The organism is Streptomyces termitum (assembly GCF_014650175.1).
Taxonomy (GTDB): domain Bacteria; phylum Actinomycetota; class Actinomycetes; order Streptomycetales; family Streptomycetaceae; genus Streptomyces; species Streptomyces termitum.
The window spans coordinates 41,305-56,012 of sequence record NZ_BMUL01000020.1; the positions used below are offsets into that span (position 1 = coordinate 41,305).

General features: G+C 71.9%; 10 protein-coding genes, 1 tRNA gene and 1 pseudogene. 4 read left to right on the forward strand and 8 right to left on the reverse strand.

Annotation, left to right across the window (positions count from 1 at the left end; translation table 11 throughout):
- Positions 1 to 92: 92 nt before the first annotated feature.
- Both hrpA and IE219_RS27970 read left to right on the forward strand, forming a co-directional pair.
- A complete protein-coding gene (gene hrpA / locus IE219_RS27965) occupies positions 93 to 4,091 on the forward strand; it encodes an ATP-dependent RNA helicase HrpA (RefSeq protein WP_189982500.1) in 3,999 nt (1,332 codons plus the stop codon).
- A gap of 120 nt (positions 4,092 to 4,211) precedes the next feature.
- Positions 4,212 to 4,285 (forward strand) — tRNA-Asp (locus IE219_RS27970).
- 455 nt (positions 4,286 to 4,740) lie between these two features.
- Here IE219_RS27970 and bldC read toward each other — a convergent pair.
- Positions 4,741 to 4,947 carry a developmental transcriptional regulator BldC gene (bldC, locus tag IE219_RS27975; RefSeq protein ID WP_003949541.1) on the reverse strand — a complete coding sequence of 69 codons (207 nt, stop codon included), beginning with the start codon at positions 4,945 to 4,947 and terminating at the stop codon, positions 4,741 to 4,743.
- Positions 4,948 to 5,496: 549 nt separating this feature from the next.
- On the reverse strand, positions 5,497 to 6,351 hold the full coding sequence (locus IE219_RS27980; RefSeq protein ID WP_189982502.1) for a DUF8083 family protein: 855 nt from the start codon (positions 6,349 to 6,351) through the stop codon (positions 5,497 to 5,499).
- Between the two features lie 155 nt (positions 6,352 to 6,506).
- On the opposite strand from IE219_RS27980, the gene IE219_RS27985 reads away from it, so the two are divergent.
- The gene (locus IE219_RS27985) at positions 6,507 to 7,589 is read left to right on the forward strand and encodes a Leu/Phe/Val dehydrogenase (protein ID WP_189982504.1); all 1,083 of its coding nucleotides are present in this window, start codon (positions 6,507 to 6,509) and stop codon (positions 7,587 to 7,589) included.
- A gap of 288 nt (positions 7,590 to 7,877) precedes the next feature.
- Positions 7,878 to 8,135 (forward strand): DUF3073 domain-containing protein, encoded by a 258-nt coding sequence (locus IE219_RS27990; RefSeq protein ID WP_189982506.1) that lies wholly within the window; start codon positions 7,878 to 7,880, stop codon positions 8,133 to 8,135.
- A 168-nt stretch (positions 8,136 to 8,303) separates the two neighbouring features.
- On the opposite strand, the gene purM is transcribed toward IE219_RS27990, so the two are convergent.
- The 6 genes and pseudogenes from purM to IE219_RS28020 all read right to left on the reverse strand — a co-directional run bounded on the left by purM (position 8,304) and on the right by IE219_RS28020 (position 14,618).
- Positions 8,304 to 9,371, reverse strand: a complete 1,068-nt coding sequence (gene purM, locus IE219_RS27995; protein ID WP_189982509.1) for a phosphoribosylformylglycinamidine cyclo-ligase — start codon at positions 9,369 to 9,371, stop codon at positions 8,304 to 8,306.
- A 45-nt stretch (positions 9,372 to 9,416) separates the two neighbouring features.
- Positions 9,417 to 10,943, reverse strand: coding sequence for an amidophosphoribosyltransferase (gene purF / locus IE219_RS28000; protein WP_189982510.1), 1,527 nt, complete (start codon positions 10,941 to 10,943; stop codon positions 9,417 to 9,419).
- A gap of 242 nt (positions 10,944 to 11,185) precedes the next feature.
- Positions 11,186 to 12,055 carry an META domain-containing protein gene (locus IE219_RS28005; protein ID WP_189982512.1) on the reverse strand — a complete coding sequence of 290 codons (870 nt, stop codon included), beginning with the start codon at positions 12,053 to 12,055 and terminating at the stop codon, positions 11,186 to 11,188.
- Positions 12,056 to 12,111: 56 nt separating this feature from the next.
- Entirely contained in the window at positions 12,112 to 12,900 is a 789-nt protein-coding gene (locus IE219_RS28010) for a sterol carrier family protein (RefSeq protein ID WP_189982514.1), read from the reverse strand.
- A gap of 333 nt (positions 12,901 to 13,233) precedes the next feature.
- Positions 13,234 to 14,052: pseudogene (locus IE219_RS28015) on the reverse strand (M23 family metallopeptidase); the annotation flags it as partial.
- Positions 14,053 to 14,093: 41 nt separating this feature from the next.
- On the reverse strand, positions 14,094 to 14,618 hold the full coding sequence (locus IE219_RS28020; RefSeq protein WP_189982516.1) for an ArsR/SmtB family transcription factor: 525 nt from the start codon (positions 14,616 to 14,618) through the stop codon (positions 14,094 to 14,096).
- Positions 14,619 to 14,708: the final 90 nt, after the last annotated feature.

The following is a 14,708-nucleotide window of genomic DNA, read 5'->3' on the forward strand; positions in this document are numbered from 1 at the left end:
CCCAAGGGGGTCGGACCACCGCGAAACGGCCCCCGGGCGGCCGGTAAATCGGTTCGCCGGTTCTCGCCCGCAGGTGCGATCCTGGGGTCCGTATGTCTACTTCCTTCGCCGCCCTCCAGTCCGTCCTGGCCGGGATCTCGCTGCGGGACTCCCACCGGCTCGGCCGTCGTCTCGAAGGCGCCCGCCGCATCCGCAAGCCCGAGGCCCGCGCCGCCGTCCTGGACGAGATCGCCGCCGAGGCCGCGAAGGCCAAGGAGCGCGTCGACGGGCGCGCCGCCCGCGTGCCCGCGGTCACCTATCCCGAACAGCTCCCGGTCTCCCAGAAGAAGGACGAGATCCTGGAGGCGATACGCGACCACCAGGTCGTGATCGTCGCCGGCGAGACCGGCTCCGGGAAGACCACGCAGATCCCCAAGATCTGCCTGGAGCTGGGCCGGGGCGTCCGGGGCATGATCGGCCACACCCAGCCCCGCCGGCTCGCCGCCCGCACCGTCGCCGAGCGCGTCGCCGAGGAGCTGCGGACCCCGCTGGGCGAGGCCGTCGGCTGGAAGGTCCGCTTCACCGACCAGGTGAACCCCGACGCGACCTTCGTGAAGCTGATGACCGACGGCATCCTGCTCGCCGAGATCCAGACCGACCGCGAGCTGCGCGCCTACGACACGATCATCATCGACGAGGCCCACGAGCGGTCCCTCAACATCGACTTCCTGCTCGGCTACCTCGCCCAGCTCCTGCCGAAGCGCCCCGACCTCAAGGTCGTCATCACCTCGGCGACCATCGACCCGGAGCGCTTCTCCCGCCACTTCGGCGACGCCCCGATCGTCGAGGTCTCCGGACGGACGTACCCCGTCGAGGTCCGCTACCGGCCGCTCCTCGAAGAGGACTCCGAGGACGCCGACCGCGACCAGATCACCGCCATCTGCGACGCCGTCGACGAGCTCCAGAAAGAGGGGCCGGGCGACATCCTGGTCTTCCTCTCCGGCGAGCGGGAGATCCGCGACACCGCGGACGCGCTCACCAAGAAGAAGCTCCGCGACACCGAGATCCTGCCGCTGTACGCCCGGCTCTCCCACGCCGAGCAGCACCGCGTCTTCCAGGCGCACTCCGGCCGCCGCGTCGTCCTCGCGACCAACGTGGCCGAGACCTCGCTGACCGTCCCCGGCATCAAGTACGTGATCGACCCGGGCACCGCCCGCATCTCGCGCTACTCGCACCGCACCAAGGTCCAGCGCCTCCCCATCGAGGCCGTCTCCCAGGCCAGCGCCAACCAGCGCAAGGGCCGCTGCGGCCGCACCAGCGACGGCATCTGCGTCCGGCTCTACTCCGAGGACGACTTCCTCACCCGGCCGGAGTTCACCGACGCCGAGATCCTCCGCACCAACCTGGCCTCCGTCATCCTCCAGATGACCGCGGCCGGCCTCGGCGACATCGAGAAGTTCCCCTTCATCGACCCGCCGGACCACCGCAACATCCGGGACGGCGTCCAGCTCCTCCAGGAGCTCGGCGCGCTCGACCCGCACGAGAAGGACCCCAAGAAGCGGCTCACCCAGCAGGGCCGGAAGCTCGCCCAGCTGCCCGTCGACCCCCGGCTCGCCCGCATGGTCCTGGAGGCCGACAAGAACGGCTGCGCCCGCGAGGTCATGGTCATCGCGGCGGCCCTGTCCATCCAGGACCCGCGCGAGCGGCCCTCCGAGAAGCAGGCCCAGGCCGACCAGCAGCACGCCCGCTTCAAGGACGAGACCAGCGACTTCCTCTCCCTGCTCAACCTGTGGCGGTACGTCCGCGAGCAGCAGAAGGAGCGCGGGTCCAGCTCCTTCCGCCGGATGTGCAAGCAGGAGTACCTGAACTTCCTGCGCATCCGCGAGTGGCAGGACATCTACTCGCAGCTGCGCACGGTCGCCAAGCAGATGGGGATCCACCTCACCGAGCCCCGGGACGACGAGACCTTCCCCGAGCAGGCCATCCACGTCTCCCTCCTCTCCGGCCTCCTCAGCCACATCGGCCTCAAGGACGTGAAGGACGCCAAGGAGGGCGCCCCGAAGGACGGCCGGCGCGAGGGCACCCGGAACGAGTACCTGGGCGCGCGCAACGCCAAGTTCGCGATCTTCCCGGGCTCCGCCCTCTTCAAGAAGCCGCCGCGGATGGTGATGTCCGCCGAGCTGGTGGAGACCTCCCGGCTGTGGGCGCGGGTCAACGCCCGGATCGAGCCCGAGTGGATCGAGCCGCTCGCCCAGCACCTGGTGAAGAAGACGTACAGCGAACCGCACTGGGAGAAGGACCAGGCGGCCGTGATGGCGTACGAGAAGGTGACCCTGTACGGCGTCCCGATCGTCGCCGACCGGAAGGTCAACTACGGGCGGATCGACCCCGAGGTCTCCCGCGAGCTGTTCATCCGCAACGCCCTGGTGGAGGGCGACTGGCGCACCCACCACAAGTTCTTCGCCGACAACCGCAAGCTGCTCACCGAGGTCGAGGAGCTGGAGCACCGGGCCCGGCGCCGGGACATCCTCGTCGACGACGAGACCCTCTTCGACTTCTACGACAAGCGGGTCCCCGAGCACGTCGTGTCGGGCGCCCACTTCGACTCGTGGTGGAAGCACAAGAGGCACGAGGAGCCGGAGTTCCTCGACTTCGAGCGCGAGATGCTCATCAACGAGAAGGCCGGGGCCGTCACCAAGGACGACTACCCGGACTCGTGGCGGCAGGGCGCGCTGAAGTTCCGGGTGACGTACCAGTTCGAGCCGGGCGCGGACGCGGACGGCGTGACCGTCCACGTGCCGCTCCAGGTGCTCAACCAGGTGACGGACGAGGGCTTCGACTGGCAGATCCCCGGCCTGCGCGAGGAGGTCGTCACCGAGCTGATCCGCTCGCTGCCGAAGCCGATCCGCCGCCACTACGTGCCCGCCCCGAACTTCGCGGGCCGCTTCCTGGACGCGGTCGTGCCCGTGCAGGAGCCGCTGACGGCGGCGCTGGCGCGCGAGCTCCAGCGGATGGTCGGCGTGCCGGTCGCGGCCGAGGACTTCGACTGGGCGAAGGTCCCCGAACACCTCAAGATCACCTTCCGGATCGTCGACGAGCGGCGCCGGAAGCTGGCCGAGGACAAGGACCTGGAGACGCTGCGCCTGAAGCTGCGCCCCAAGGCCCGCCAGGCGCTCTCCAAGGCCGCCCAGGCGGCCACGGCGGGCCCGGACGGCTCCGGGCCCTCCCTGGAGCGCACGGGGCTGAAGGACTGGACGATCGGGACGCTCCCCCGGGTCTTCGAGACCAAGCGCGGCGGCCAGCCGGTGAAGGCGTATCCGGCGCTGGCCGACGAGGGCGATTCGGTCGCCGTACGGCTCTTCGACTCGGAGGCCGAGCAGGCGCCGGCGATGTGGCGCGGCACCCGGAAGCTGATCATGCTGAACATCCCGGTGAACCCGGCGAAGTTCGCCTCCGACCGGCTGACGAACCAGCAGAAGCTGGCCCTGTCGGCGAACCCGCACGGCTCGGTCCAGGCCCTCTTCGAGGACTGCGCGACCGCCGCCGCCGACAAGCTGATCGCGGACCACGGCGGCCCCGCGTGGGACGAGGCGTCCTTCCGGAAGCTGTACGACAGGGTCCGCGCCGACCTGGTCGAGCTGACGATCCGCACGGTGGACCAGGTGCGGCAGGTGCTGGCCGCCTGGCAGGCGTGCGAGCGGCGCCTGAAGACGGCGAGCAGCCCGGCGCTGCTGCCGAACCTCCAGGACGTGCGCCGGCAGCTGGACTGGCTGGTGCCGGCCGGCTTCGTGACCCGCACCGGCCTGAAGCGGCTGCCGGACCTGATGCGCTACCTGGTGGCGGTGGACCGGCGGCTCCAGCAGATGCCCACCGGCGTCCAGCGGGACACCACCCGCATGGAGAAGGTCCACGAGATGCTCGACGAGTACGCGTGGCTCCTGGAGCAGCTCCCGAAGGGTCGGCCGGTGCCGGCGGAGGTCACGGACATCCGCTGGATGATCGAGGAGCTGCGCGTCAGCTACTTCGCGCACGCGCTGGGAACGGCGTACCCGGTCTCGGACAAGCGCATCGTGAAGGCCGTCGACGCGGCGGTCCCGCAGGCCGTGCGATAGCCGCGGGGGCCGGTCCGGCGGGGGGTGTCGCGGTGGCGGGGCACCCCCCGCCGGTGAGTTCGACCAGACCGCTGACCTGCTGTACAGTTTTCCTCGCAGCCAAGCACAAACGGTTGCGAAGGTCCTGTGGAGCAGTTGGTTAGCTCGCCACCCTGTCAAGGTGGAGGTCGCGGGTTCAAGTCCCGTCAGGATCGCTTCAGAGAAGGCCCGCATCGTGTCGATGCGGGCCTTCTTCGTCGTGCGGCGGTAGGGTCCGGCTCCACTCGAACGGGGGACGAAAGTCCTTCCGGCCCGTGACCATCGGCGCGCCCGGCCCGCCCTCCCGGGTGGGAGGCTTGTCCGTGGCAAGCCTTGAGCAGTGTGACGGGAGTCACTGAAGGCGTTTCAGAAACCCCCTCACTTACGCGTCTCCTACAACGACTCAATTTAATATGTGCAATTGCACCGCCGTCCGGACTCTCCCCCGGCGGCCGGGGGGACGCGGACCGGGCCCGGAGACGACGAACGCGCTGGACCCGGCGGAGTCCAGCGCGATCGGTGACGGTGGCCTGTTGGGGCAGGAACCGCCGGCAAAGCTGTGGGACGGGCGCCGGATTGGGGGATCCGGACGTGCCCGGTACTACGGGTGGTGCGGGGTGCTGCTGCTGCCTCAGGCCTCGCTGCGCTGCTGCGGAATGCCCGCAAGCAGGGCGCGGACCTCGGCCTCGCGGTAACGACGGTGCCCACCCAGGGTGCGGATGGACGTGAGCTTGCCGGCCTTGGCCCAGCGAGTCACCGTCTTCGGGTCCACGCGGAACATGGTGGCGACCTCGGCAGGGGTCAGCAGCGGCTCGGCATCAGGGGTGCGAGCGGTCATGAGCGGCCTCCTCGGGAGAACCGAACCTTCTCGGTTCTTTCCTCTAAATTCTGCACCTTGACCCGCCTTGCCCGAAATGGCAGAAGCGGGCCGAGTCGGTTATAGGACGAACGGCTTGTCCTCGGCACTACAACTACACCATCCGTCCAGCCGCGTCGGCCAAACCGATGGAATTGCCCTCGCAGGTGTTCATCAGTGGCGGAAGTCGACTGACCATGCCATAGCGGACAGTCACGCCGTTGTGACGATCAGTCACAGGGCGATCAGGAGTCCCCAGAGACCCCCCATAGAGTGCAATGCTGAGCGTTCCGCCCAAAGTTGGGCGGAAGGAACCCTCCCCGGACTCCTTGTCCTATTTTGGCACGAGGGAGGGTGATCGACGCAAGGGTGCGTTTAGTGCTGTCCGTCACGCTTGACTCAAAGGCCCGGTTCAGGACCAACGTCCCACCGGATCCGGCCAGAACCTTCCGGCCAGCCACCCCTGATGATCATTTACCCCCGGGGCACATGTCTTGTCCATGCACACCTGACGAAGATGCCCGACCTATGTCAATTCGCACGGCGCAGGTCCCTGACGGCCCGCCAGCGCTCCGACAGCCGGGCGTACACCTCGCCCGCCGCCTCGTCGTCCCCCGCCCGCAGCGCCGCGAGCCCCGCCGCCACGTCCGCCGCCGACCGGTCCGCCGCCAGCCGCTCCTCGGCCACCGCGTGCACCAGGCCCCCGTAGTCCAGCTCCACCAGCGCCCGCGGATGGAACTCCTCCAGCCAGCGCCCCACGTCGATCAGACCCCGCGTCAGCGGCCCCTCGTCCACCGAGTCCCGCAGCGCCCGCAGCGCCCGCGCGAGCCGCCGCCGGGCCTGCGCCATCGTCGTCCGGTAGCACAGCACCGGCGCCCGCCCCGCCGCCCGGTCCCCCGCCTCGTACCGCCGCTCCTCGTCCCCGAAGAGGGCGAACCACCGCAGCGGCACCTGCCACACCGCCGTCCGGATCCACGGCCGCGCGTCCGGGTTCCGCGCCAGCCACCGCTCGTGGTCCGCCTCCACCTGGGCCCGCACCACCGGCGGCAGCATCGCGTCCAGGACCGGCGCCGGCAGCCCGCCCTCCGCCACCAGCTCCCGCAGCGCCAGCCAGCCGCGCAGCCGGGTCCGCCACGGGCAGACCACCACCACCCCGTCCAGGTGCGCCACGAACGCCTCGCCGCTCTCGTGCACCGGGACCGGCACCGGCGGCACCGGCACCAGGTCCGCCAGCGACCGCCGCAGCTCCTCCTGCGCCCCCGGGGCACCCGCCCGGCGGGCGTACCGCGCCCAGTGGGTCCGCTCCGGCTCGGGGAAGGCTGCCAGCGGCTCGTAGACACGCAGATACGAGGCGTACGGGACGAGCAGCGTGGAGTCGACCGACATGCCGCGAATCCTTCCACGCGGTTCCCTCACAAGAGGGTGATCCGGCCCACTCCGCCCCCCTTACGCCCAGGTAGGACTTAACCTCATGGCGCAATGGTCCTCCCCCCACCCACAGGGGCGGACCTTCCGCCGCTTCGTACCCGGGAGTCACCACCGTGACCGCTGCATCCGACGGCGTCCTGCACACCCTGTTCCACTCGGAGCAGGGGGGACACGAGCAGGTCGTCCTCTGCCAGGACCGCGCCACCGGCCTCAAGGCCGTCATCGCCCTCCACTCGACCGCCCTGGGCCCCGCCCTCGGCGGCACCCGCTTCTACCCGTACGCCACCGAGGCCGAGGCCGTCGCCGACGCCCTCAACCTGGCCCGCGGGATGTCGTACAAGAACGCCATGGCCGGCCTCGACCACGGCGGCGGCAAGGCCGTGATCATCGGCGACCCCGAGCAGATCAAGAGCGAGGAGCTGCTCCTCGCCTACGGCCGCTTCGTCGCCTCCCTCAACGGCCTGTACGTCACGGCCTGCGACGTCGGCACCTACGTCGCCGACATGGACGTCGTCGCGCGGACCAACCGGTGGACCACCGGGCGCTCCCCCGAGAACGGCGGCGCCGGCGACTCCTCCGTCCTCACCGCCTTCGGCGTCTTCCAGGGCATGCGCGCCTCCGCCCAGGAGCTGTGGGGCGACCCGACCCTGCGCGGCCGGAAGGTCGGCGTCGCGGGCGTCGGCAAGGTCGGCCACTACCTGGTCGAGCACCTGGTCTCCGACGGGGCCGAGGTCTACGTCACCGACGTCCGCGAGGAGTCGGTGCGCCGGATCACCGAGAAGTTCCCCCAGGTCACCGTGGTCGCCGACACCGACGCGCTGATCCGCGTCGAGGGCCTCGACGTCTACGCGCCGTGCGCGCTCGGCGGAGCGCTCAACGAGGAGACCGTGCCGTTCCTCACGGCCCGGATCGTCTGCGGCGCGGCCAACAACCAGCTCGCCCACCCGGGCATCGAGAAGGACCTGGTGGAGCGCGGCATCCTCTACGCGCCGGACTACGTGGTGAACGCCGGCGGCGTGATCCAGGTCGCCGACGAGCTGCACGGCTTCGACTTCGACCGCTGCAAGGCGAAGGCCGTGAAGATCTTCGACACCACCCTGGAGATCTTCGCACGTGCGAAGGCGGACGGCATTCCGCCGGCCGCGGCCGCCGACCGGATCGCCGAGCAGCGGATGGCGGAGGCCCGGCGCGCCTGAGCCGGGCGGCCCCCGGGCCCCGACGGCCCGCCGTCCGGGAGACTTCGCTCACCCCGGTCGGCGGGTCGTACCCCCAGAAGAGGTTAAAATCGCGACTGACCAGCGAGGAAAGGGCACCTCGATGGTTCTGTACCGGGGTATGTGATGCGCACGGCGTACCGTAGACCCGCGGAAACAGGTACCGTTGAAGCCCTACGGACCGGTCTCTCCATCGAGAGCCCGTTTCGCATCATGAACGCGTGTCAAGACTCTGGGGCCAGAGAGCCCCGTCACCGAGGGGGTCGAGCCATGGGGCGCGGCCGGGCAAAGGCCAAGCAGACCAAGGTCGCCCGCCAGCTGAAGTACAGCAGCGGCGGGACTGACCTGTCGCGTCTGGCCAATGAGCTGGGCGCTTCGACTTCGAGCCAGCCGCCGAATGGCGAGCCGTTCGAGGACGACGACGAGGAAGACGACCCGTACGCGCAGTACGCGGATCTCTACAACACCGACGATGACGAGGACGAGGACGACCAGTCCGGTCCGCAGTCGCCTCGGCGTCGCGCTTGACCTTCTGAACGCCGGAACTCGGCCCGGGGCATCCCGGGCCGAGTTTTCGTGCTGCCGCGGCGGAGACGGCGCGTGGAGCACGGAGCACGGCGGCGGGAGAGAGACGCGGGAGAGGGGCCCCGGGAGGCTTTCCCGGGGCCCCTCTCCTGCGTACGTGCTCCGAGCGGTCTACCGCGCGTAGTCGCCCACCAGCTCGGCGCCGGAGGGCTTGTCGCCGCGCTCGGTGATCTCGCCGGCGACCCAGGCGTCGAGCCCCCGGTCGGCCAGCGTCGTCAGGGCCGCGTCGACCGACTCGGCGGGGACGACGGCCATCATGCCGACGCCCATGTTGAGGGTCTTCTCCAGCTCCAGGCGCTCCACCCGGCCGGCGGTGCCGACCAGGTCGAAGATCGCGCCCGGGGTCCAGGTGGAGCGGTCCACGGTGGCGTGCAGCCCGTCCGGGACGACCCGGGCGAGGTTGGCCGCGAGGCCGCCGCCGGTGATGTGGCTGTAGGCGTGCACCTCGGTGGTCCGGGTGAGCGCCAGGCAGTCCAGCGAGTAGATCCGGGTGGGCTCCAGGAGCTCCTCGCCGAGGGTCCGGCCCAGCTCCTCGACCTGCTGGTCGAGGCGCATCCCGGCGCGGTCGAAGACCACGTGCCGGACGAGCGAGTACCCGTTGGAGTGAAGACCCGAGGAGGCCATGGCGATGACCGCGTCCCCCGTACGGATGCGGTCGGGGCCCAGCAGGCGGTCGTGCTCCACCACGCCGGTGCCCGCGCCGGCGACGTCGAAGTCGTCCGGGCCGAGGAGGCCCGGGTGCTCCGCCGTCTCGCCGCCGACCAGGGCGCAGCCGGCCAGGACGCAGCCCTCGGCGATGCCCTTGACGATGGCGGCGACCCGCTCCGGGTGGACCTTGCCCACACAGATGTAGTCGGTCATGAAGAGCGGCTCGGCGCCGCAGACGACGATGTCGTCCATGACCATGGCGACCAGGTCGTGGCCGATGGTGTCGTACACGCCCATCTGGCGGGCGATGTCGACCTTCGTGCCGACGCCGTCGGTGGCCGAGGCGAGCAGCGGACGCTCATAGCGCTTGAGGGCGGAGGCGTCGAAGAGGCCGGCGAAACCGCCGAGGCCGCCGAGGACCTCGGGGCGCTGCGTCTTCTTCACCCACTCCTTCATCAGCTCGACGGCGCGGTCGCCCGCCTCGATGTCGACGCCCGCAGAGGCGTAGCTGGCACCGGTGGTCTCAGACATGGTGTGAGAGCTTTCGTGTCGTCACTGCGGGGGTGCAGCGGGGGCTCACGGACGGCGGAGTGCCTCGGAGGCCGCGGTGGCCGCCGGACCGGCGGCCAGCTCGGTCTCCAGGAGCTGCTTGCCGAGCAGCTCCGGGTCGGGCAGCTCCATCGGGTACTCGCCGTCGAAGCAGGCACGGCAGAGGTTCGGCTTCTGGATGGTGGTCGCCTCGATCATCCCGTCGAGGGAGATGTACGAGAGCGAGTCCGCGCCCAGCGACTTGCCGATCTCCTCGATGGACATGCCGTTGGCGATCAGCTCCGCGCGGGTGGCGAAGTCGATGCCGAAGAAGCAGGGCCACTTGACCGGCGGCGAGGAGATCCGGATGTGGATCTCGGCCGCGCCGGCCTCGCGGAGCATCTTGACCAGGGCGCGCTGGGTGTTGCCGCGGACGATCGAGTCGTCGACGACCACCAGGCGCTTGCCCTTGATGACGTCCTTGAGGGGGTTCAGCTTGAGCCGGATGCCGAGCTGGCGGATGGTCTGCGAGGGCTGGATGAAGGTGCGGCCCACATAGGCGTTCTTCACCAGGCCGGCGCCGAAGGGGATGCCGGACGCCTCCGCGTAGCCGATGGCGGCGGGGGTGCCGGACTCCGGCGTCGCTATGACCAGGTCGGCCTCGACGGGCGCCTCCTTCGCGAGGCGGCGGCCCATCTCCACGCGGGAGAGGTACACGTTCCGGCCGGCGATGTCGGTGTCCGGGCGGGCCAGGTACACGTACTCGAAGACACAGCCCTTGGGCTTCGCTTCCGCGAATCGCGAGGTGCGCATGCCGTTCTCGTCGATCGCGATGAGCTCGCCCGGCTCGACCTCGCGGACGAAGGTCGCGCCGCAGATGTCGAGGGCGGCGGTCTCCGAGGCGACCACCCAGCCGCGCTCCAGCCGGCCGAGGACCAGCGGGCGGATGCCCTGCGGGTCGCGGGCGGCGTAGAGCGTGTGCTCGTCCATGAAGACGAGGGAGAAGGCGCCCCGGACCTCGGGGAGGACCTTCGTGGCCGCCTGCTCGATGGTGAGCGGCTTGCCGTCCTCGTCCGCCTGGCCCGCGAGGAGCGCGGTGACCAGGTCGGTGTCGTTGGTGGCGGCGACCTGGGTGGCGCGGCCGTCCTTCTTGGGAAGGGCGGCGACCATCTCGGCCAGCCGCGCCGTGTTCACCAGGTTGCCGTTGTGGCCGAGCGCCAGGGACCCGTGGGCGGTGGCCCGGAAGGTCGGCTGGGCGTTCTCCCACACGGAGGCCCCGGTGGTCGAGTAGCGGGCGTGACCGACCGCGATATGACCCTGGAGGGAACCGAGAGAGGTCTCGTCGAAGACCTGGGACACGAGGCCCATGTCCTTGAAGACGAGGATCTGGGAGCCGTTGCTGACCGCGATTCCCGCGGATTCCTGACCCCGATGCTGGAGGGCGTAGAGCCCGAAGTACGTGAGCTTTGCGACCTCTTCACCCGGAGCCCAGACACCGAAGACGCCACACGCGTCCTGGGGGCCTTTCTCGCCGGGGAGCAGGTCGTGATTGAGTCGACCGTCACCACGTGGCACGTCTTCGAGTCTAGGGGACCTCGACCACTGGTCCGAATTGGGGATACGGAGCGTAGGCGCCGCTCGTACGTTCGCACCAAAAGATCGTCGCGAACTTGGAGGGGCCTACAAGCCAGGCGCGATAAGGGCTCCGGGCCCCGGGAGCCGGCCCGGACACCCGCCCGTACCAGCCCCCAGGACCGCCCGCGATGTGACGCAGAACGCAGTCCCGGGCCCTGTCCGGAGGGTGTCCGGCGCGTGGACTACGCGCGTGGACCGGCCTGTTCCGCACCCTCGGCGCGGGCCGTCAGCCCCTCCCCCGAGGCATCGGTGAGCGTCAGGACGCGGCCCTCGATCCGGTACGTGAGGGGGCGGCCGTCGAGGAGCGCGTAGAGCTTCGTCTCCAGACCCATCTGGGGGCTCGCGCACATCATCCGGGTGGTCGCGGCCGGGCCCTCGACCACGAGGGTCCGGGCCCGCTCGTCGACCTCGGCCGCCGCCGAGAAGTTGTTGCACCCGAGGTTGCCGGTCGTCCGGCCGTCCGCGCCCACCGTGAACCGGGCCTTCTCCCCGCTGCCCGCCGGGAGCGAGGAGACCGACTCCTTCGCGACCAGGCCGTCGATCCGCCAGACCGTGCCGCGCAGCGGGGCCGGCGGCACGGCGGGCGCGGCCGCCAGCTCCAGCCGCTTCGCCCCGTCCAGGGAAGCGAGGGTCAGGGCGCCGTCCTTCAGCTCGCCGTCCAGTCCGCCCCCCGGAGCGCCGCCGAGCGCCGCCAGGAAGGCGGCCTCGAACCGCTGCCGGTCCGCCGGGCAGCCCTTCTCCGTGACCTCCACCGGCCCGACGGTCAGCCGCCGTCCGGACAGCCCGGCCTTCGCCCCGAAGTCGTTGCACCCCGTGCTCCCGCGCACCCGGCCGTCCGCCGTGAACTCGACCAGCGTCCCTTCCGGGGCCGCCGAGCGGGTCCCGTCGACGGTGACGGCCCCGACGGTCCACCGGGTGCCGGTGACCGGGAGGTCCGGATCGGGGGCGCCGCCCGCGCCCCCGCCCGCGCCCTGGCCGCAGGCGGCCAGCAGGAGGACGAGCGGGGCCGCCAGCAGGGCGGAGGCTTCGAGGGTGCGGCGCGGCTTCGGCATGCCGGTGGGACGCGGCGGGGGACGGCGGGGTTCCCTCCGCCGGACGATCCCCCCGTTCAGCCCATCACGGGCAGGAAGGCCGTGAGGTCGGCGCGCTCTCCACTGGCGGCGACCCGGGCGGCGTCATGGGCCTCGGCCCAGGTCGTCCGGCCGGTGGCGAGGCGGATCCAGGTGAGGGGGTCGGTCTCGACGACGTTCGGCGGGGTGCCCCGGGTGTGCCGGGGGCCCTCCACGCACTGCACCACGGCGTACGGGGGGACGCGGACCTCCACCGCGCCGCCGGGGGCCCTGGCCGCGAGGGCGTCGGCGAGAAGCCGGGTGGCGGCGGCGAGCGCCTGCCGGTCGTGGGGGACGGCGGTGCCGGTGGCGGCGGCCAGGTCGTCGGTGTGGACGACGAGCTCGACGGTGCGGGTGACGAGGAAGTCGGCGAGGGTCATGGCGCCGAAGCGGGTCGGCACGAGGCGGTCCCCGTCCGCGCCGGCGACCAGCTCCTCGTACCGCCCGGCGGTGTGCGCGTACAGGGCCGGGAGGTCGGCGGGGCCCGCGGCGCGGGTGTCCTCGTCGATGCGGGCGGCGGCGGTCGCGGTGGCGGCGGGCCAGTCGGGCAGGAGCAGCTCGCGGCGGGCGGGCTCGGGGCCCTCCAGCCCCCGGACGACCGCGCCGAGGGCCGCGGCCAGGTGCCCGGCCAGGTCCCGCACGGTCCAGGCGCCGAGCCGGGTCGGGGCGTCGAGGGCCTCCGGCGGCAGCGCGAGCACCGCGTCCCGCACGTGCCCGAACTGGGCGGACACGGCGGTCCGGATCTTCACGGGGTCGTAGCTGCGGGCGCGTTTCCTGGCAGGAGGCATGCGCCGAGGCTAGCGCTCCGGTACGACACCTCCCGGACGCCGGCGAGGGCGGTCGATCCGGCCGGCGGGACGGGCGTCTTCCGGGGCCGGAGTCGGGGACTGGGCCTCGGCCTGGGTCTGGGGCGGGGTCGGGGACTGGGTCTCGGCCGGGGGCTGGGACTGGGTCTCGGTCCGGGGCGGGGACGAGGCCGGGGGCCGGTCTTCGGTGGGGGTCGAGGTCTGGGCCTGCGCCTGGGCCGGGGCCCGGTCTTCAGCAAGGGTCGAGGTCTGGGCCGGGGCCCGGTCTTCGGTAGGGGTCGGGGCCTGCGCCGGGGGCCGGTCTTCGGTGGGGGGCGGCGGGGCGGTGAAGACCTCGCCGCCGCGCGGGACGCCGACGCCGCGCCAGGTGAACGGGATGCCCGAGGCGGTGTCCGGGTCGGGGGCGTCCATCAGCTGGAAGTGGACGTGGGGCTCGCTGGAGTTGCCCGAGTTCCCGCAGGCGGCGAGCAGCTGCCCGGCCGCGACCCGGTCCCCGGGCCGGACCCGCAGCGAGCCGCGCCGCAGGTGGGCGTAGAGCGCGTACGTCCCGTCGCCGAGGTCGAGGACCAGGTGGTTGCCCGTCACCTGGCTCACTCCCGCGACCGCGCGCACCAGGGACTCCACGACCAGGAGGTACAGCAGACCGGGGAGCGAGGAGCGCGCCCGGTGGTCGCGCAGGCGGTCCTCGGCGCGCACGACGGTCCCGTCCGCCACCGCGAACAGCGGCGCGCCGAAGGCCGGGTATGCCTCCGGGCGGCGGGCAGGCGGCCCGAACCAGGCGAAGGCGGGCCGGGGCCGGTCCGGGTCCTCGGCGGTGATGTCGATCGCGTACGCCTGCCCGTATGCCCGGGTGCCGTGGCTGGGGACCCGGTCGGCCGGGCTGTTCAGCGCGGACCAGGTCCCGGCGACCGGCGGCGCCACCTCGACCGGTCCGCGCGCCACCGCGGCGGCCTCGGCACGGCGGGCCGTCAGCGACAGGCCCGTGCCGAGCAGGACGGCGGCGACGGCGGGCAGCCAGCCCGCGGCGTAGGAGTACGGGAGGTCGACCAGGAGGGAGGCGAGCGCCTGGGCGACGAAGACGGCCCAGAGGAGGCGGTGGAGGACGGAGCAGACCTTGCGCGGGGACGTGACCATGACCTTCTCCTCTGTCGGGACCACTCGGTCGGGGAGCGCGTTCAGCGGCGGGCGGCCGCGAGGACGACCAGCAGGGGGACGACTCTCTCCGGGGGGACCTCGTGGTGGGCGCGGCCGGCCGCGCGGAGCCAGCCCGCGGCGGTGAGCTGGCGCAGGTGGTGGTAGATCTGCCCGGTGGTGCCGAGGTCCTCGAGTCCGGACAGCTCGGCCGCCGTGCGCCGCCCGCCGAGGATCTCGCGCAGCAGCCGGAGCCGTACCGGATGGCCGAGGGCGGCGAGGGACTCGGCGGGGCCCTCCTCGTCGAGGAGGTCGGCGGTGAGGGCGCCGGTCTGCCACTCGTACCGCTCCCCGGTGGGGAGGCGGACGGCCCCGGTGTAGAGGACCCCGCCGTCGGGGCCGCCGCTCGCCGCCAGGCGGTCCTTCCAGCCGTCGAGGGCCCAGAAGTCGCCCTCGTACTCCGCGGCCGGAGGCGGGGGCGCGGGGGATTCCAGGGCCGCGACACGGGCTTCCAGCGCGGTGAGGCGCTCCGCCAGCCCGGTCCCGTCCCGTTCCGTACGCGTTTCCATAATCACGAGATTACGCTATTACGCCGATCCGTACAACGGGGTACGGGAAAACCCCCGCCCTCTCGGGACGGGGGTTCTCTCGTGGGACGG